The organism is Streptomyces sp. NPDC096339, assembly GCF_044762985.1.
GTDB lineage: Bacteria > Actinomycetota > Actinomycetes > Streptomycetales > Streptomycetaceae > Streptomyces.
Map to the genome: position 1 here is coordinate 39,979 of NZ_JBIWFI010000027.1, position 18,051 is coordinate 58,029.

General features: G+C 70.4%; 17 protein-coding genes and 1 tRNA gene. 7 read left to right on the forward strand and 11 right to left on the reverse strand.

Annotated elements, in window-relative coordinates:
* Positions 1–94 precede the first annotated feature (94 nt).
* Together galE and ACIQ5Y_RS28045 are read left to right on the forward strand one after the other, a co-directional pair.
* The gene (gene galE, locus ACIQ5Y_RS28040; RefSeq protein ID WP_403886212.1) at positions 95–1,054 is read left to right on the forward strand and encodes a UDP-glucose 4-epimerase GalE; all 960 of its coding nucleotides are present in this window, start codon (positions 95–97) and stop codon (positions 1,052–1,054) included.
* Between the two features lie 470 nt (positions 1,055–1,524).
* Positions 1,525–2,325 (forward strand): LuxR C-terminal-related transcriptional regulator, encoded by an 801-nt coding sequence (locus tag ACIQ5Y_RS28045; protein ID WP_403886215.1) that lies wholly within the window; start codon positions 1,525–1,527, stop codon positions 2,323–2,325.
* On the opposite strand, the gene ACIQ5Y_RS28050 is transcribed toward ACIQ5Y_RS28045, so the two are convergent.
* A complete protein-coding gene (locus tag ACIQ5Y_RS28050) occupies positions 2,284–2,781 on the reverse strand; it encodes a MarR family winged helix-turn-helix transcriptional regulator (RefSeq protein WP_388681576.1) in 498 nt (165 codons plus the stop codon). The genes ACIQ5Y_RS28045 and ACIQ5Y_RS28050 overlap by 42 nt on opposite strands.
* A 161-nt stretch (positions 2,782–2,942) precedes the next feature.
* On the opposite strand from ACIQ5Y_RS28050, the gene ACIQ5Y_RS28055 reads away from it, so the two are divergent.
* Together ACIQ5Y_RS28055 and ACIQ5Y_RS28060 are read left to right on the forward strand one after the other, a co-directional pair.
* Positions 2,943–3,800 carry a trans-aconitate 2-methyltransferase gene (locus ACIQ5Y_RS28055; RefSeq protein WP_403886219.1) on the forward strand — a complete coding sequence of 286 codons (858 nt, stop codon included), beginning with the start codon at positions 2,943–2,945 and terminating at the stop codon, positions 3,798–3,800.
* Between the two features lie 2 nt (positions 3,801–3,802).
* The gene (locus ACIQ5Y_RS28060) at positions 3,803–4,195 is read left to right on the forward strand and encodes a glyoxalase (RefSeq protein WP_403886222.1); all 393 of its coding nucleotides are present in this window, start codon (positions 3,803–3,805) and stop codon (positions 4,193–4,195) included.
* Positions 4,196–4,295: 100 nt separating this feature from the next.
* Here the strand turns inward: ACIQ5Y_RS28060 and ACIQ5Y_RS28065 are convergent, their stop codons facing one another.
* Both ACIQ5Y_RS28065 and ACIQ5Y_RS28070 read right to left on the reverse strand, forming a co-directional pair.
* On the reverse strand, positions 4,296–4,970 hold the full coding sequence (locus tag ACIQ5Y_RS28065; RefSeq protein WP_403886226.1) for a TetR family transcriptional regulator: 675 nt from the start codon (positions 4,968–4,970) through the stop codon (positions 4,296–4,298).
* Entirely contained in the window at positions 4,967–5,947 is a 981-nt protein-coding gene (locus tag ACIQ5Y_RS28070) for an acyl-CoA desaturase (protein ID WP_403886229.1), read from the reverse strand. Before ACIQ5Y_RS28070 ends, ACIQ5Y_RS28065 begins: the two co-directional genes overlap by 4 nt.
* Before the next feature lie 365 nt (positions 5,948–6,312).
* On the opposite strand from ACIQ5Y_RS28070, the gene ppc reads away from it, so the two are divergent.
* Positions 6,313–9,060, forward strand: a complete 2,748-nt coding sequence (gene ppc, locus ACIQ5Y_RS28075; protein WP_403886232.1) for a phosphoenolpyruvate carboxylase — start codon at positions 6,313–6,315, stop codon at positions 9,058–9,060.
* Between the two features lie 208 nt (positions 9,061–9,268).
* Positions 9,269–9,658, forward strand: coding sequence for a hypothetical protein (locus ACIQ5Y_RS28080; protein ID WP_403886235.1), 390 nt, complete (start codon positions 9,269–9,271; stop codon positions 9,656–9,658).
* Positions 9,659–10,101: 443 nt separating this feature from the next.
* Here the strand turns inward: ACIQ5Y_RS28080 and pth are convergent, their stop codons facing one another.
* The 6 genes from pth to ACIQ5Y_RS28110 all read right to left on the reverse strand — a co-directional run bounded on the left by pth (position 10,102) and on the right by ACIQ5Y_RS28110 (position 15,215).
* The gene (gene pth, locus ACIQ5Y_RS28085) at positions 10,102–10,695 is read right to left on the reverse strand and encodes an aminoacyl-tRNA hydrolase (protein WP_403886238.1); all 594 of its coding nucleotides are present in this window, start codon (positions 10,693–10,695) and stop codon (positions 10,102–10,104) included.
* A gap of 100 nt (positions 10,696–10,795) precedes the next feature.
* A complete protein-coding gene (locus tag ACIQ5Y_RS28090) occupies positions 10,796–11,383 on the reverse strand; it encodes a 50S ribosomal protein L25/general stress protein Ctc (RefSeq protein ID WP_403886241.1) in 588 nt (195 codons plus the stop codon).
* A gap of 177 nt (positions 11,384–11,560) precedes the next feature.
* Positions 11,561–12,538: a ribose-phosphate diphosphokinase gene (locus ACIQ5Y_RS28095; RefSeq protein WP_403886244.1), complete on the reverse strand. Its 978-nt coding sequence runs from the start codon at positions 12,536–12,538 to the stop codon at positions 11,561–11,563.
* Positions 12,539–12,672: 134 nt separating this feature from the next.
* Positions 12,673–14,121: a bifunctional UDP-N-acetylglucosamine diphosphorylase/glucosamine-1-phosphate N-acetyltransferase GlmU gene (glmU, locus tag ACIQ5Y_RS28100; RefSeq protein ID WP_403886247.1), complete on the reverse strand. Its 1,449-nt coding sequence runs from the start codon at positions 14,119–14,121 to the stop codon at positions 12,673–12,675.
* A gap of 111 nt (positions 14,122–14,232) precedes the next feature.
* Positions 14,233–14,303: transfer RNA gene (locus tag ACIQ5Y_RS28105), tRNA-Gln, on the reverse strand.
* Positions 14,304–14,309: 6 nt separating this feature from the next.
* The gene (locus tag ACIQ5Y_RS28110; RefSeq protein WP_403886250.1) at positions 14,310–15,215 is read right to left on the reverse strand and encodes a hypothetical protein; all 906 of its coding nucleotides are present in this window, start codon (positions 15,213–15,215) and stop codon (positions 14,310–14,312) included.
* A gap of 131 nt (positions 15,216–15,346) precedes the next feature.
* On the opposite strand from ACIQ5Y_RS28110, the gene ACIQ5Y_RS28115 reads away from it, so the two are divergent.
* Entirely contained in the window at positions 15,347–16,624 is a 1,278-nt protein-coding gene (locus ACIQ5Y_RS28115; protein WP_403886253.1) for a sensor histidine kinase, read from the forward strand.
* A gap of 228 nt (positions 16,625–16,852) precedes the next feature.
* On the opposite strand, the gene ACIQ5Y_RS28120 is transcribed toward ACIQ5Y_RS28115, so the two are convergent.
* A complete protein-coding gene (locus ACIQ5Y_RS28120) occupies positions 16,853–17,362 on the reverse strand; it encodes an SUKH-3 domain-containing protein (RefSeq protein ID WP_403886256.1) in 510 nt (169 codons plus the stop codon).
* Between the two features lie 2 nt (positions 17,363–17,364).
* Positions 17,365–17,973, reverse strand: coding sequence for a YwqJ-related putative deaminase (locus tag ACIQ5Y_RS28125; RefSeq protein WP_403886259.1), 609 nt, complete (start codon positions 17,971–17,973; stop codon positions 17,365–17,367).
* Positions 17,974–18,051: the final 78 nt, after the last annotated feature.

Here is an 18,051-nt window from a genome sequence, read left to right on the forward strand (position 1 = left end):
CCCGGATTTCCCCGGAGCCGCCTCATCGGGTAAGCCAGTCTCCTAGCACGCGCGTACCCCCTGTGCGCGTTTCCCTGGGAGAGGCAGTAGTCGAGTGAGCAAGTACCTTGTAACGGGTGGCGCCGGATACGTCGGCAGCGTGGTCGCGGCGCACCTGCTGGAGGCCGGCCACGAGGTGACCGTCCTCGACGACCTCAGCACCGGCTTCCGCGAGGGCATCCCGGCGGGCGCCGCCTTCATCGAGGGCCGGATCCAGGACGCCGCGCGGTACGTGGACGGCTCCTTCGACGGCGTCCTGCACTTCGCGGCCTCCTCGCAGGTCGGCGAGTCCGTGGTGAACCCGGGCAAGTACTGGGAGAACAACGTCGGCGGCACCCTCGCACTGCTGGCGGCGATGCGCGCGGCGGGCGTGGGCAAGCTGGTGTTCTCCTCCACCGCCGCCACCTACGGGGAGCCGACGGAGGGACTGCTGACCGAGGCCTCGGTGACCGCGCCGACCAACCCGTACGGCGCCTCGAAGCTGGCCGTCGACCACATGATCGCGGGGGAGTGCGTGGCGCACGGCCTGGCCGCGGTGTCCCTGCGCTACTTCAACGTGGCCGGCGCCTACAAGGAGTTCGGCGAGCGGCACAGCCCCGAAACCCACCTGATCCCGCTGGTGCTCCAGGTCGCGCTGGGCGAGCGGGAGGCGATCTCGGTGTTCGGCGAGGACTACCCGACCCCCGACGGCACCTGCGTCCGCGACTACATCCACGTCGCGGACCTGGCGGAGGCCCACTTGGCCGCGCTGGAGAACGCCACCGCGGGCGAGCACCTGATCTGCAACCTGGGCAACGGCAGCGGGTTCTCGGTGCGCGAGGTCGTCGAGACCGTCCGCAAGGTGACCGGCCACGAGATCCCCGAGGTCGTCGCCCCGCGCCGGGCCGGCGACCCGGCGAAGCTGGTGGCCTCCGCGCGCACGGCCCACGAGCGCCTGGGGTGGACCCCGAGCCGCCCGGACCTCACCGGCATCATCACGGACGCGTGGAACTTCGCGCGCAGGGACGCCTCCTGAACCACCCGGCTCATCCGCTTTCCCACGCGCCCCCCGCACCCTGCCGGTGCGGGGGGCGCGTGCGTGTCCGCCACGCGCGGTGGGCGGGCGCTGTGCGCGGGCGCCCGGCGTGCACACGCCGGGTGAAACACACCCCGTGCAACTGCCCGTGGCACACGCCGGTGCGGATGCCGCCATCCGGACCTTCGGTGCAGTCGAATTCAAGCCACCACAAAGCCTGTTCGGGCCGCCCCCACAGGAAAATCACAGGGAAAACTTCTGCTATTCGGCCAACCGCGTGTCGCCCCCGGCCCTACGCTGATGCGTGACACCGGTGGGGGCCGGTGTTGATTCAGGGGTCGAGACAAGTCGGGTACGACGTCCGGTCCGGGGTAGTGCAGAGATGTTCCGGCGGCGGCCGGGGCAGCTGCGGATCGCCCGGTCCGGGCGCCGTACCCGCCGTCGTCCGTTCCCCTACCCTTGGGGGTTTTGTGGCTCGTATCCGGGTTCTCGTCGTCGACGATCACCGAATCTTCGCCGAATCGCTCGCAGCCGCGCTCGCGGCCGAGTCGGACGTGGACGTGTCCGCGGCCGGCAGTGGTCCGGCCGCCCTGCGCTGCCTGGAACGCGCGGTGGCCGAGGGCCGCCGCTTCGACGTCCTGCTCGTCGACGCCGACCTGGCCGCCGTGTCCGGGGCGCCGGCGGTCTCCGCGGCTTCCGGGGGCGTGCCCGCCCAGCGGGAGTCCGGTTCCGGGGCCGCGCCGCCGGGCGCGGACGGGATCGCGCTGGTCGCGACGGTGCGGGGCTCCCATCCGGGCGTGCGCACGGTCGTCCTCGCCGAGCGCGACGATCCGCGCCGGGCCGCGCACGCGCTCCAGGCGGGGGCCTCGGGCTGGGTGGCCAAGGACTGCTCGCTCTCGCGGCTGCTGGCCGTCATCCGCGGCGTCCTGCGCGAGGAGACCCACCTGCCGCCGGCGCTGCTCACCGGGGTGCTGCGCGAGCTGACGGCCGCGCGCAAGCACCGTACGGACAGCGAGCGGCTGGTCGAGTCGCTGACCCCGCGCGAGCACGAGGTGCTGCGCTGCATGGTCGCCGGGCTGGGCCGCAAGGACGTGGCGGCGCGGCTGTTCCTGTCCCCGCACACCGTCCGCACGCACATGCAGAACGTGCTGGGCAAGCTGGGAGTGCACTCCACCCTGGCGGCGGTGGCCCTGGCCCGGCGGGCGGGCGTACGGCCGGCCGATCTGGGGCTAGCCGGGGATGTTGTCGAACGGAGCGGTCAACTGGCGTAGCAGCCCGGCGAGATCCGCGCGCTGGTGCCGGGAGAGCTGGGCGAGGATCGCCCGCTCCTGGGCCAGCAGCCCGGCGAGGGCCTGGTCGGCCCGGTCGCGGCCCTCGGGGGTGAGCCGCACGAGGACCCCCCGGCGGTCGCTGGGGTCCGGGAGCCGTTCGACGAGGCCCTTCTTGGCGAGCCGGTCGATGCGGTTGGTCATGGTGCCCGAGGTGACCAGGGTCTGCGTCAGGAGCTGGCCGGGGGAGAGCTGGTAGGGCGCTCCGGCGCGGCGCAGGGAGGTCAGTACGTCGAACTCCCAAGGCTCCAGGCCGTGCTCGGAGAAGGCCAGCCGGCGGGCGCGGTCGAGGTGGCGCGCGAGCCTGCTGACGCGGCTCAGTACCTCAAGCGGTTCCACGTCGAGGTCAGGGCGCTCCCGGCGCCATGCCGCTACCAGTCGGTCGACCTCGTCCTCCATGCCGATCAGTGTAAGGGGTCTGTCGACATGAAGTCTCTTCATGTCGAGCATCTCGACCACGACTATCTTGATGTCGAGATATAATTGCGGCGAGGGTGGGGCATGGAGCGTCCCGGAACTGATTCCGCTTCCGACCGCCCCGCCAGCAGGGAGGCTCGAACATGTATTCCGATACCGCGCGCGCCGGGACCCCCACGTCCACCGCGCCGTCCGCACCCACCTGGGATCCCCAGCAGTACCTGCGCCACTCCGGCCACCGCACCAGGCCCTTCCTCGACCTGCTGACCCGCATACCCGAACTCCCCACCACCCCCGCCCGCATCGCAGACCTCGGCTGCGGCCCCGGCAACGTCACCGCCCTCCTCGCCGGCCGCTGGCCCGACGCCCAGATCACCGGCTTCGACCTCTCCCCGGAAATGCTCCACCGCGCCGAACAGGAATACGCGGGCCCCACCCCCGGCGGCGGCAGCCTCGACTTCCAACACGCCGACCTCGCCTCCTGGCTGCCCGACCAGCCCTACGACCTGATCGTCTCCAACGCCGCCCTCCAGTGGGTCCCCAGCCACCCCGGCTCCTTCGGCGCCTGGATCAACGGACTGCGCCCCGGCGGCACCTTCGCCTTCCAGATCCCCGGCAACTTCACCGCCCCCAGCCACGCCCTGCTCGCCGAACTCTGCGACACCCCCCGCTGGCGCGCCCGCCTCGCCGGCCACGGCGCCCGCTACACCCACCTCCTCGAACCCGCCGAATACCTCGCCCGCCTCACCGAACTCGGCTGCGCCGTCGACGTCTGGGAAACCACCTACCACCAGCTCCTCCAAGGCCCCGACCCGGTCCTCGACTGGGTCAAGGGCACCGCACTGCGGCCCGTCCTCACCGCCCTGGGCGACGACGAGGACGCCGTCCGCGCCTTCCTCACCGAATACCGAGACCGGCTGCGCGAGGCCTACCCACCCGGACCGCGCGGCACCGTCTTCCCCTTCCGCCGCATCTTCGCCGTCGCCCGCAAGGAGGCCTGACCATGCTCACCGCCGTGGACCACGTACAACTCGCCGCGCCCCCCGGATCCGAGGCCCTCCTCCGCGCCTACTACACGCACGTCCTCGGCATGACCGAGATCCCCAAACCGCCCGTCCTCGCCGCCCGCGGCGGCTGCTGGTTCACCGCCGGACCCGTACAACTCCACCTCGGCGTCGAGGACGACTTCCGACCCGCCCGCAAGGCCCATCCAGGGCTGCGCGTGACCGGCATCGTGGAATACGCGAGCAGACTGGAGGAACGGGGAGCCAAGGTCGTCTGGGACGACAACCTGCCGGGACACCGCCGCTTCTACTCCGAGGACCCCGTCGGCAACCGGCTCGAGTTCCTCGAACGACACAGCCCCGAACCCCACACCCCGGAGCCCTGCGCTTGACGACGACGCACCCCGGCACGAGGAACCCGCACCACGCGACGGCGCCCCGCCACCGGATCACCGGTGACGGGGCGCCGTCGCATGCCCGCGAAAGACCCGCTCAGTTCTTGCGGCGGCCCACCAGCTGCGGCTTCGACTCCAGACCGTCCAGCCCGTGCCAGGCCAGGTTCACCAGGTGCGCCGCCACCTCCGCCTTCTTCGGCCTGCGCACGTCCAGCCACCACTGCCCCGTCAGCGCCACCATCCCCACCAGCGCCTGCGCGTACAACGGGGCCAGCTTCGGATCGAAGCCCCGGGCCTTGAACTCCAGACCCAGGATGTCCTCCACCTGCGTGGCGATGTCACTGATCAGCGACGCGAACGTGCCCGTCGACTGCGCGACCGGCGAATCACGCACCAGGATCCGGAAACCGTCCGTGTACGACTCGATGTAGTCCAGCAGCGCGAAAGCCGCCTGCTCCAGCAGCTCCCTCGGATGCCCGGCCGTCAGCGCGCCCGTCACCCCGTCCAGCAGCTGACGCATCTCCCGGTCCACGACGACCGCGTACAGACCCTCCTTGCCACCGAAGTGCTCGTACACCACCGGCTTGGACACCCCGGCCTTCGCCGCGATCTCCTCCACCGACGTGCCCTCGAAGCCCTTCTCCGCGAAAAGCGTCCGGCCGATGTCCAGCAGTTGCTGGCGCCGCTCGGCGCCCGTCATCCGCACCCGGCGTCCTCGCCTGGGCTTGTCACTGCTGGAAGTACCGCCGTCGATCGCCACGCCCCCCATCATGCCGCTTTCGACGCGGTTTCCCTGCGCCGGGCGTCGATGCGGGACTCCGACGGCCAGCGCACGTCCGTGGCCCACCCCAGCTGCTCGAACCAGCGGATCAGCCGGGCACTGGAATCGACCTGCCCGCGCAGCACACCGTGGCGCGCCGACGTCGGATCCGCGTGGTGCAGGTTGTGCCAGGACTCACCACACGACAACACCGCCAACCACCACACGTTCCCCGAACGGTCACGCGACTTGAACGGACGCTTGCCCACCGCGTGACAGATCGAATTGATCGACCACGTCACGTGGTGCAACAGGGCGACCCGCACCAGCGAACCCCAGAAGAACGCCGTGAACGCACCCCACCACGACATCGTCACCAGACCCCCCACCAGCGGCGGAACCGCCAGCGAGAACATCGTCCAGTAGATGAAGTCACGCGAGATCCGCCGGATCGCCGGATCCTTGATCAGGTCGGGCGCGTACTTCTGCTGATCCGTCTGCTCCTCGTCGAAGAGCCAACCGATGTGCGCCCACCACAGACCCTTCATCAACGCGGGCACCGTCTCCCCGAACCGCCACGGCGAATGCGGGTCACCCTCGTGGTCCGAGTACTTGTGGTGCTTGCGGTGATCGGCCACCCACCGCACCAGCGGCCCCTCCACCGCCAGCGACCCCATCACCGCGAGCGCGATCCGAAGCGGCCGCTTCGCCTTGAAGGAACCGTGCGTGAAGTACCGGTGGAAACCGACGGTGATCCCGTGGCACGCCACGAAGTACATGAAGACCATCAGGCCGAGATCCAACCAGCTCACCCCCCAGCCCCAGGCCAGCGGAACCGCCGCCAACAGAGCCACGAAGGGAACGGTGATGAACAGGAGAAGGGCGATCTGCTCGATGGACCGCTTGTTCTCGCCGCCGAGAGTCGCGGATGGCACAGACCCGGCGGAGGACGCGGACACGTCCTCGATCAGATCGGGACTGGTGGTCATGGAGGTCCCCTGAGGGTGAGAAGCCGGCAGGGCCGAGGTTACGGACCCGTAACCTACGGCATCGTAAGTATGGCAAAGGCGCGCCACGAGGCAACAGGCGCGCGGCCGGGGCGTACGAGAGCACACCACCCCGAACAGACCACCCCGAGCACGACAACGACCCGCGACACCCCCCGCACGGACCCCCCACTTGCCGTCTGGTGAGACATTTGCCCAGGCACAAGCACAGGACACCTATCCTGTCCCCGGCGGACAGCGCGGTCCGCACGGGCAGCCCGAGCTGCGCATCAGGAAGCAGCAGCGCTGCGCGCGGTCGGGAAGCCCACCGCCCAGTAGCGCTCGAAACACTGCAAGGAGCCGCACCTGTGAGCAGTGCTGACCAGGCCCCCGCCCACACCACGGACGCCGCGAACGCAGAGCTGCGCGCGGACATCCGCCGCCTCGGCGACCTCCTCGGGGAAACCCTCGTACGCCAGGAGGGCCAGGACCTCCTCGACCTCGTCGAACGCGTGCGCGCACTCACCCGCACCGACGGCGAGGCCGCCGCCACCCTCCTCGGCGACACCGACCTGGAGACCGCCGCCAAGCTCGTGCGCGCCTTCTCCACCTACTTCCACCTCGCCAACGTCACCGAACAGGTCCACCGAGGCAAGGAACTGCGCGCCCACCGCGCCGCCGAGGGCGGGCTCCTCGCCCGCACCGCCGACATGCTCAAGGACGCCGACCCCGAGCACCTGCGCGAAACGGTCAAGAACCTCAACGTCCGACCCGTCTTCACCGCACACCCCACCGAGGCCGCCCGCCGCAGCGTCCTGGGCAAGCTCCGCCGCATCGCCGCCCTCCTCGAAGAGCCCGTCACCGGCGCCGGCGACCGCCGCCGCCACGACCTGCGCCTCGCCGAGAACATCGACCTCGTCTGGCAGACCGACGAACTCCGCGTCGTCCGCCCCGAACCCGCCGACGAGGCCCGCAACGCCATCTACTACCTCGACGAACTGCACGCAGGCGCCGTCGGCGACGTCCTCGAAGACCTCGCGGCCGAACTCCAGCGCGTCGGCATCGAACTCCCCGCCGGCACCCGCCCCCTCACCTTCGGCACCTGGATCGGCGGCGACCGCGACGGCAACCCCAACGTCACCCCCGAGGTCACCCGCGACGTGCTGATCCTCCAGCACGAACACGGCATCACCGACGCCCTCGAACTCATCGACTTCCTGCGCGGACTCCTCTCCAACTCCATCCGCTACACCGGAGCCACCGAGGAACTCCTCGCCTCCCTCCAGGCCGACCTCGAACGCCTCCCCGAGATCAGCCCCCGCTACAAGCGACTCAACGCCGAAGAGCCCTACCGCCTCAAGGCCACCTGCATCCGGCAGAAGCTCCTCAACACCCGCGAACGCCTCGCCAAGGGCATCCCCCACGAGGAAGGCCGCGACTACCTCGGCACCGCCGAGCTCCTCACCGACCTCACCCTCATCCAGACCTCCCTGCGCGAACACCGCGGCGCACTCTTCGCCGACGGCCGCATGGACCGCACCATCCGCACCCTCGCCGCCTTCGGCCTCCAGCTCGCCACCATGGACGTCCGCGAACACGCCGACGCCCACCACCACGCACTCGGCCAGCTCTTCGACCGCCTCGGCGAGGAATCCTGGCGCTACGCCGACATGCCCCGCGACTACCGGCAGAAGCTCCTCGCCAAGGAACTCCGCTCCCGCCGCCCCCTCGCCCCCACCCCGGCCCCCCTCGACCCCGCCGGACACAAGACCCTCGGCGTCTTCTCCGCCATCAAGGACGCCTTCGAGAAGTTCGGCCCCGAAGTCATCGAGTCCTACATCATCTCGATGTGCCAGGGCGCCGACGACGTCTTCGCCGCAGCCGTCCTCGCCCGCGAAGCCGGCCTCATCGACCTCCACGCCGGCTGGGCCAAGATCGGCATCGTCCCGCTCCTCGAAACCACCGACGAACTCCGCGCCGCCGACGTCATCCTCGGCGACATGCTCGCCGACCCCTCCTACCGCCGCCTCGTCTCCCTGCGCGGAGACGTCCAGGAGGTCATGCTCGGCTACTCCGACTCCTCCAAGTTCGGCGGCATCACCACCAGCCAGTGGGAAATCCACCGCGCCCAGCGCCGCCTGCGCGACGTCGCCCACCGCTACGGCGTCCGCCTGCGCCTCTTCCACGGCCGCGGCGGCACCGTCGGCCGAGGCGGCGGCCCCTCCCACGACGCCATCCTCGCCCAGCCCTGGGGCACCCTCGAAGGCGAGATCAAGGTCACCGAACAGGGCGAGGTCATCTCCGACAAGTACCTCGTCCCCTCCCTCGCCCGCGAGAACCTCGAACTGACCGTCGCCGCCACCCTGCAGGCATCCGCCCTGCACACCGCACCCCGACAGTCCCCCGACGCCCTCACCCGCTGGGACACGGCCATGGACATCGTGTCCGACGCCGCCCACACCGCCTACCGCGAACTCGTCGAGGACCCCGACCTCCCCTCCTACTTCTTCGCCTCCACCCCCGTCGACCAACTCGCCGACCTCCACCTCGGCTCCCGCCCCTCCCGCCGCCCCGACTCCGGCGCCGGACTCGACGGCCTGCGCGCCATCCCCTGGGTCTTCGGCTGGACCCAGTCCCGCCAGATCGTCCCCGGCTGGTACGGAGTCGGCTCCGGCCTCAAGGCCCTGCGCGAAGCCGGCCACGAGGACGTCCTCGGCGAAATGGGCCGGCGCTGGCACTTCTTCCGCAACTTCCTCTCCAACGTCGAAATGACGCTGGCCAAGACGGACCTGCGGATCGCCCGCCACTACGTCGACACCCTCGTACCCGACGACCTCAAGCACGTCTTCGACCGCATCCAGGCCGAACACGCCCTCACCGTCGCCGAAGTCCTGCGCATCACCGGAGGCGACGAGCTCCTCGACTCCCAGCCGGTGCTCCAGCAGACCTTCGCCGTACGCGACGCCTACCTGGACCCCATCTCCTACCTCCAGGTCTCCCTCCTGGCCCGCCAGCGCGCCGCCGCGGCCCGCGGCGAAGAAGCCGACCCGCTCCTCGCCCGCGCCCTGCTGCTCACCGTCAACGGCGTCGCCGCCGGCCTGCGCAACACCGGCTGAACCGACCGGCAGTCACGACGAAGCCCCCGCACCGTGGATCGGTGCGGGGGCTTCCCCGTCAGACAACCGCTCCTACCACCGCGCGCGGCGGCGGCGCACCAGCAGCACCGAACCCGCGGCCACCAGCGCGGCGGCCAGCGTCGACAACAGGGCCACCGGCAGACCGGAACCGGTATTGGCCAGGCCGCCGCCGCCCGAGGTGCCACCCGTGACCGGAGCCGCAGAGCTCGCCGAGGAGCTCGGCGAGACCGAGCCCGACGGCGCACCACTGCCGCTCCGGCTCGCCGACACCGACGTGGACGGCGAGGCCGACGCGGAGGACGAAGCGCTGCCCGACGGCGACTTCGACGGCGTGTGCGACGCCGTGTGCGACGCCGTGTGCGACGCCGTGTGTGACGGCGTGTGCGACGGAGTGCCGGACGGCGTCTTCGACGGCGTACCGCTCGGAGTCACCGACGCCGGGCAGGTGTGCGACAGGTTGAACCACTCCACCGAGCCGCCCTCGACCACCGCCGAGGCCGCCGTGAGCTTGGCACCGGCCGCGGAAGCCGCGTACGCGTGCTTCTCCGACGGCGGACCGAAAACGGTGATCACCTGAGTGCCACCCGGCTCGAACGTCACCGTCAGCTTCTTGAAATCGGTCGAGCTGCCCGGCAGCACGAAGTGCCAGCCGTCCTGGGACGACGGGACACCCGCACACGAGGCCTCCTTCTCACCGTAGGAAGCCGCGGTGATGGGAACCGCCTGGTGCAACGGAACGGTGTACGAATCGGACGCGAGAGCGGGCACGGCACCGGCGACGAGCACGAGGGAAGCCGCGGCCGGAACCGCAGTCGCCGCCCAGCGCTGGCTGAGAATGGGCATGGGGCACCTCTGGCACAGGTGAGGGGAACGGGCCGTGGGGGTGGCGCCGCCAAGCTTGCTGACGCCGCCCCACCGAGGTCAAGAGGTACGCACGAGTATTCGTGCGCTCTTGGGGGCCCATGTTCCCTATGCCCGGAATGGGGCGGTCGGTCCACCTTGCCGACCGACCGCCACACCTCAGGAGTTGTACGCCGACTGGGCGCGCTCCAGACCCTCCGTGATCAGGCACTCCACCGAATCCGCAGCCCGGTCCACGAACCAGTCCAGATCCTTGCGCTCCGTCGAGGAAAAGTCCTTCAGCACGAAATCCGCGACCTGCATCCGGCCCGGCGGCCGGCCGATCCCGCAACGCACCCGGTGGTAGTCCGCACCCATCGACTTCGTCATCGACTTCAGACCGTTGTGGCCGTTGTCCCCGCCGCCCAGCTTCAGACGCAGCGTCGGATAATCGATGTCCAACTCGTCGTGGATCGCGACGATCCGGTCCAGCGGCACCTTGTAGAAGTCACGCAGCGCCGTCACCGGACCCCCCGACAGGTTCATGAAGGACATCGGCTTCGCCAGCACCACACGGCGGTTCGCCGGCCCCGGAGGCCCGATGCGCCCCTCCACCACCTGGGCACGGGCCTTGTGCGCCTTGAACTTGCCGCCGATCCGCTCGGCCAGCAGGTCCGCGACCATGAAACCGATGTTGTGCCGGTTCCCCGCGTACTCGCCACCCGGATTGCCCAGGCCCACGATCAGCCAGGGAGCCGCCGCGTCGTCCGACATCAAAAGCTCCTTACCGCCATAGAACGAAGACGACCGCCGTCCCGCTCCAGTGGAGCCGGACGGCGGTCGGTCAGCAACTGCTGAAGGGTGAAGGCGAAACTCAGGCCTCGGTGCCCTCGGCCTCGGCCTCGGCGGCCGGCTCCTCGGCCTGCGGGGCGACGACCTGCAGAACGGCGGTCTCACCGTCGACGGCCAGGGTGGTGCCGGCCGGCAGCTTCAGGTCGGAGGCGTGCACCGTGGCACCGGCCTCCAGGCCCTCGATCGAGACGGTGATCTCGGTCGGGATGTGGGTGGCCTCGGCCTCGACCGTGACGGTCGCCAGCAGGGTCTCCAGCAGGTTGCCACCGGCGGCGAGCTCGCCCTCGGTCACGACCGGAACCTCGACGGTGACCTTCTCGCCCTTCTTGACGATCAGGAAGTCGACGTGGGAGATCGAACGCTTCAGCGGGTGCTTCTGAACGGCCTTCGGGATGACCAGCTCGGTGCCGTCGCCCGCGATGTCCAGGGAGATCAGGACGTTCGGGGTACGCAGCGCCAGCGCCAGGCCGTGGGCCTCGACGTTGACGTGCTTCGGGGCGTTGCCGTGACCGTAGATGACACCGGGAATCAGGGCGTCGCGACGGGCCTGGCGGGCAGAGCCCTTGCCGAAGGTGTCGCGCAGGGTGGCGGAAAGCTTGACCTCGGACATGCTCACTCCTCGTGGGGTGACGGAAAGAAGGACAGAGTCACCCGGCCGAAACGGCCTGCTACGAAGAGCGCGTCGATAACGGAGCGCCCGCACACAAAAGTGCGGCCTCCCTCGCCGAGCAACTTCACGAGTCTACCCGGCGGGAAGGCCGCACTTCAAAAGGATCTTCTAGAGGAGTCAGTGGTCCTCTTCGAACAGGCTGGTGACCGAACCGTCCTCGAAGACCTCACGCACCGCGCGCGCGATCATCGGGGCGATCGACAGCACCGTGATCTTGTCGAGCTCCAGGTCGGACGGGTCCGGCAGGGTGTTCGTGAACACGAACTCGCTGACCTTCGAGTTCTTCAGACGGTCCGCGGCCGGGCCCGACAGGATGCCGTGCGTGGCCGTCACGATGACGTCCTCCGCACCGTGCGCGAACAGCGCGTCCGCGGCGGCGCAGATCGTGCCACCCGTGTCGATCATGTCGTCGACCAGGACACAGACACGACCCTTGACCTCACCGACGACCTCGTGGACGGTCACCTGGTTGGCGACGTCCTTGTCACGGCGCTTGTGCACGATCGCCAGCGGCGCGTCCAGACGGTCGCACCAGCGGTCGGCGACACGCACGCGGCCGGCGTCCGGAGAGACGATCGTCAGCTTCGAGCGGTCCACCTTCGCGCCCACGTAGTCCGCGAGGACGTTCAGGGCCGAAAGGTGGTCCACCGGGCCGTCGAAGAAGCCCTGGATCTGGTCCGTGTGCAGGTCGACCGTCAGGATGCGGTCCGCACCCGAGGTCTTCAGCAGGTCGGCGACCAGACGGGCCGAGATCGGCTCACGGCCCTTGTGCTTCTTGTCCTGACGGGCGTACCCGTAGGACGGGACGATCACGGTGATGGAGCGGGCCGACGCACGCTTCAGCGCGTCGATCATGATCAGCTGCTCCATGATCCACTTGTTGATCGGAGCCGTGTGGCTCTGGATCAGGAAGCAGTCCGCGCCGCGCGCCGACTCCTGGAAGCGGACGTAGATCTCGCCGTTCGCGAAGTCGAAAGCCTTGGTCGGCACGAGGCCGACACCGAGCTGGTGCGCGACCTCCTCGGCCAGCTCGGGGTGGGCGCGGCCGGAGAAGAGCATCAGCTTCTTCTCGCCGGTCGTCTTGATCCCGGTCACAGCACTGTCTCCTCAGACGTGTTGAAAGCTGCTCGCCCCCATGTGCGTCCGTCCCGCACACGGTGAGCCAGCCGAATTGGGTGCACCTATCACGGTACGCCGTCCTGAACGTACCCGTTTCCGGTCAGTTCACCTCAACGGGCGTCGGAGTCCACCTGGACCGCCGATTGAGCCGCCGTCGCCGAGGCGCTTCCCGGGCGCTTGCGAGCCACCCAGCCCTCGATATTCCTTTGCTGGCCCCGGGCCACGGCCAGCGCGCCGGGCGGAACGTCCTTCGTGATCACGGACCCGGCAGCGGTGTACGCACCGTCCCCGATGGTGACGGGCGCCACAAACATGTTGTCCGAACCCGTCTTACAGTGCGAGCCGACGGTGGTGTGGTGCTTGTGCTCACCGTCGTAGTTCACGAAGACGCTCGCCGCGCCGATGTTGGTGTACTCGCCGATCGTGGCGTCCCCGACGTACGACAGGTGCGGCACCTTCGTGCCCTCGCCGATCGTCGCGTTCTTCATCTCCACGTACGTGCCCGCCTTGGCCTTCACGCCCAGGTTCGTACCGGGACGCAGGTACGCGAAGGGGCCGACCGACGCCTGCGCGCCGATGACCGCGCTGTCGGCCACCGTGTTGTCCACCCGGGCGCCGGCCCCCACGTGGGTGTCCGTCAGGCGCGAGTTCGGGCCCACCTCGGCCCCCTCGGCGATGTGGGTGGTGCCGAGCAGCTGGGTGCCGGGGTGCACGATCGCGTCCTGGCCGAAAGTCACCGTCACGTCCACGAAGGTGGACGCCGGGTCGACGACCGTCACGCCCGCGAGCATCGCCTGCTCCAGCAGCCGCGCGTTCAGCAGGGCGCGGGCCTCGGCGAGCTGCACGCGGTTGTTGATGCCCAGGATCTGGCGGTGGTCGGCGCCCACGGCCGCGCCGACGCGGTGGCCGGCCTCGCGCAGGATCCCGAGGACGTCGGTGAGGTACTCCTCGCCCTGGCTGTTGTCCGTGCGGACCTTGCCGAGCGCGTCGGCGAGCAGGGCACCGTCGAAGGCGAACACCCCGGAGTTGATCTCCCGGATGGCGCGCTGGGCGTCGGTGGCGTCCTTGTGCTCGACGATCGCCTTCACGGCGCCGCTCTCGGTGTCCCGGACGATGCGGCCGTAGCCGGTGGAGTCCGGCACCTCGGCGGTCAGCACGGTCACGGCGTTGCCGTCGGCGGTGTGGGTGGCGGCGAGCTGGTTCAGCGTCTCGCCGGTGAGCAGGGGGGTGTCGCCACAGACGACGATCACGGTGCCCGTGAGGCTGCCGCCGAGCTCTTCGAGGGCCATGCGGACGGCGTGCCCGGTGCCGTTCTGCTCGTACTGGACGGCGGTGCGGACGCCGGCGTCGATGCCGGCGAGGTGCGCGGTGACCTGCTCCCGGGCGTGTCCGACGACCACGACGAGGTGCTCGGGGTCCAGCTCGCGGGAGGCGGCGACGACGTGACCGACGAGCGAGCGCCCGCTGATCTCGTGCAGAACCTTGGGAGTCGCGGACTTCATGCGGGTGCCCTCACCCGCTGCGAGTACGACGACGGCTGCCGGGCGGTTGGCGCTCACGGGTGTGCCCTTCGGCTTTCGGGAGTGGACCCGTGAAGGATACCGGGGCGTTAAGGGCCGGAAACGAGGGCGGGTCCTGACCGTGGAGGTCAGGACCCGAACCCGCACAGGCTCCCGGGGGAGGACTCGAACCCCCATGATCAGAACCAAAATCTGACGTCTTGCCCTTAGACGACCCGGGATTACCCTTATGTCCGATTTCTCGGATCATGGTGCGCTGCAGCCCCTACTATGCCGCACCACCAGCCTTCGATGCGACGATACAGATCCGCACTTTTGAGTACTCGAACGACGAGGCAGCCGCGGTACCCCTCGCCGGTGTTCTTGCGCTGGGTCGTCGGGTTGTGCCGCTTCAGTGTGGTTTTGTGAAATCGCGTCGGGTCGCCGCCGACGAAGTCCGTCCAGAACTTCTCGGCCCCCGCGACGTCGGCGCTTTCGTGAATCATCACGTGAAAGCGCATGTGCTCCTCCTCGACCCCGAGGAGGCGGAGCCAGGCAAGGTAGACGCCGATCATGCCTGGGTCGCTGTTCACGAAGATGGCGCGTTCGCGCCGCTCGTAGGGCTTGTCCTTGCTGCCCTCGGCCCAGTAAAGGCCGACGCCGAGAATGAAGAGCTCGCGGTCCGAGAGGGTGTCGATTTCGTCCGATGCCTGCTCTTTGGCCCGTTGCCTCTCGTTCTCGCGCAGCTGGAGTGTGCGTTCCCATCCGCGCTTGGCTATGGCGGAAGCCTCTTCCGGGTTCCGTTGACGGTCGGGTTTCGGGAGGTCTCGGACCCAGAGGGAGATCGAGCTCTTCGAGCAGCCCAGTTCCAGCTGGATCTGGTCGTACGTGAGGCCCTGGAGGCGGAGTTCTCGGGCCTTCGCGCGGAGGTCGTCCTTCGCGTTCGGGCGCTTCGTCCATTCAGGGGCCGGCTCGCCGTCCAGGAGGCGGTTCAGGATGTCGTTGTTGTGGACGTGCAGGCGGTCGCGGATCTGGCGGCGGCTGAGGCCCTCGCGGCGGAGGGAGACCGCCTGCTCGCGGAGGGACTCGAAGGTCGTCGTGCCGTGGCGGAGCCCGCCGGTGCCGTCGCCGGGGCGACGTCGGATTTCGGTCATGTGTTCAATGTCGTCCGGAATTCGGGATGCGGGTCTCGGATTCCGGGTCATTCACGCGTATGTGCGATTACCCGGGGTTTGCGGGAAATCCGTTCGGCTCTGTGCTGCGGCCCCTGCGTACGCTGGACGGCATGACCGGTACGGGGGATGTGGAAGGCCGCGCGGGCCCGCCTGTGTGGTGGTGGGGGAGTCGGCGGGACGCGGTGGTGGACGTGGCGCTCGGTGTGGCGTCCGCCGTGGAGTGCGGGTGGGAGGGGATCGGCTTCGCCGCGGAGGCGGGGGTGCCCGCCTGGGCCGGGGTGCTGTTCGGGGTGGCGGTGGGGGCCGTGCTCCTGCTCCGCCGGCGGTGGCCGGTGGCCGTGGTGCTGGTGGGGATCGGTGTCACGCCGGCCGTGATGGGCTTCCTGCTCGGGGTGGTGGGCCTGTACACGGTGGCCTCCTCCGAGGTGCCCCGCCGGATCACCGCCACGCTGACCTCGATGGCGCTCGCAGCGACCTTCGCCGTGATGTACCTGCGGAGCAGCGGGGACGTGGAGGAGGCCGGCCCCACGGTCGTGCTGATGCTGTCCGTGTTCGTGGCGGTGGCGCTGACCGTGCCGCCGGTGCTGCTCGGGTTGTACATGGGGGCCCGGCGGCGGTTGATGGAGAGCCTTCAAGAGCGGGCGGACTCGCTGGAGCGGGAGCTGTCGCTGTTGGCGGACCGGGCGGAGGAGCGGGCCGAGTGGGCCCGTACGGAGGAGCGGACCCGCATCGCGCGGGAGATGCATGACGTGGTGGCGCACCGGGTGTCGCTGATGGTGGTGCACGCGGCGGCGCTGGAGGCGGTGGCCGCGAAGGATCCGGCGCGGGCGGCGAAGAACGCGGCGCTGGTGGGGGACATGGGGCGGCAGGCGCTGACGGAGCTGCGGGAGATGCTCGGGGTGCTGCGGCGTGAGGAGCCGGTGGTGAGGGCCGCACCGATGGCCGCTGCCGTGCCGGTGGCGCTGGTGGGGGGTCCGGGTTTCGAGGACGGGCCTTCGCTCGGTGAGCTGGAGGCGCTGGTCGGGCAGTCCCGGGTGGCCGGGATGGCGGTGGAGATGGTGGTGCACGGGGAGGTCGCCGCGTATGCGGCGGAGGTGGAGCAGACCGCCTACCGGGTGGTGCAGGAGGCGCTGACCAACTGCCACAAGCACGCTCCGGGCGCGCGGGTCGTCGTACGGCTCGCGCATCGGGAGGGGGAGGTGGCGATGCAGGTGGAGAACGGTCCGTGTGACGGGGAGGTGCCGGAGCCGGGGCTTCCCAGTGGGGGCAACGGGCTGGTGGGGATGCGGGAGCGGGTGCTGGGGCTGGGCGGGGTGTTCGTGTCGGGGCCGACGGATGCGGGTGGGTTCCGGGTGTCGGCGGTGCTTCCTGTGGGGGTTGGGGGGTAGGGCCGCTTGGCGCGTGGCCGTGCGGTGCGGTGCCTTGCCGTGCCGTGCGGGCCGGGCGGTGGGCGGGTCGGGTGCGGCGCCGTTGCCGGGGGCGCTGCCCCCGGACCCCCGCGCCTCAAACGCCGGCGGGGCTGGTTGCGCCCCCGGCGGGGTGGTGGTGTGGCGGGGCTGGTTTTGCCCCCGGCGGGGGTGGTGGTGTGGCGGGGAGGGGCGGCCGCCGGTGGGGGATCAGCCTGTGGTGAGGCGGGTGGGTTGGAGGCCCGTCAGGAGGAGGGTGAGGGCTTCGTCGAGGTTCGTGCCGAGGTACCAGTCGCCGGTGTGGTCGATGCCGTAGACGCGGCCCTCGCGGTCGATGGCCAGGTGTGAGCTGCCGTCGGCCTCGGTGCCCAGGGGGCAGAGTTCCGTGGACAGGGCGCGGCCCAGGTCGGCGAAGGTGCGGGCGAGGTGGAGGCCCGTGAGGGGGTCGACGCGGATCACCGCTGGGGCTATCTGGCGGCCCGGTCCGCGGGTGGAGACGGTGAGGCCGCCGAACTCGGCCCAGGCCTCGACGGCCGCGGGGAAGACGGTGTGCCGGTGGCCGGCGGGGGTGGTGTGGTCCCGGAGTGCGTCGGCCCAGTACTCGGCCTGCTTGATGTCCCAGCGGCCGGGTTCCCAGCCGGCGGTGCGCAGGGCGGAGTCCACGGAGACGGGGAACCGGGTGGCCGAGGAGCGGTCGTAGGAGGCTGAGGTGGTGGTCATGGCTACTCGGCGGGGGTGAGGTCGACGTGGCGTACGCCGAAGTGGTCGAGGAGGGCCTCGCAGGAGCGGCAGGGGGGTGCGTAGCTGCCGTGGAGGGGGTCGCCGTCCTCGCGGATGCGGCGTGCGGTGATCTTCGAGTGCTTCAGGGAGCGGCGGGCCTCGCTGGGGGAGAGGGGTTTGCGGGAGGCCCGCTTGGAGCGGGCGCCCTCGACGGTGGCGAGGTGGCGGGAGAGCAGGATCGCCTCGGGGCAGCGGCCGGTGAACCGTTCGCGCTGGCCGCTCGTGAGGGTGTCGAGGAAGTCCTGGACGAGGGGGTGGAGCGCGGGTGGCTGGTCGCCCTTGCCGGCGGTGCTGGTGAGGGTTTCGCCGCGGGCGGAGAGGGCGGCGGCGATGGTGGGCAGGATGCCGTCGCGGCGGAAGCGCAGGACGGGCGCGGTGGGGCGGCCGTTCGTGTTGCTCCAGCGCAGGCGGGGGTCGCCGGCGGGGCCGCCCGGTTCGGGGGCCTGGGCGGCGGCCGAATCGGTGGCCTGGGTGGTGGCCGGGCCCGTGGAGGGGCCGGTTCCGGGGCCTGTGGAGTCGGCCCGGTCTGTACGTGTTGCCGTGTTGTGCATGTTCGCGCTTTCCCTCCCGTGGCCGCGGTGGTCGCCGCTGTGCGCACGCCCCCGTGCTGCGGGGACAGCCTGCCAAAT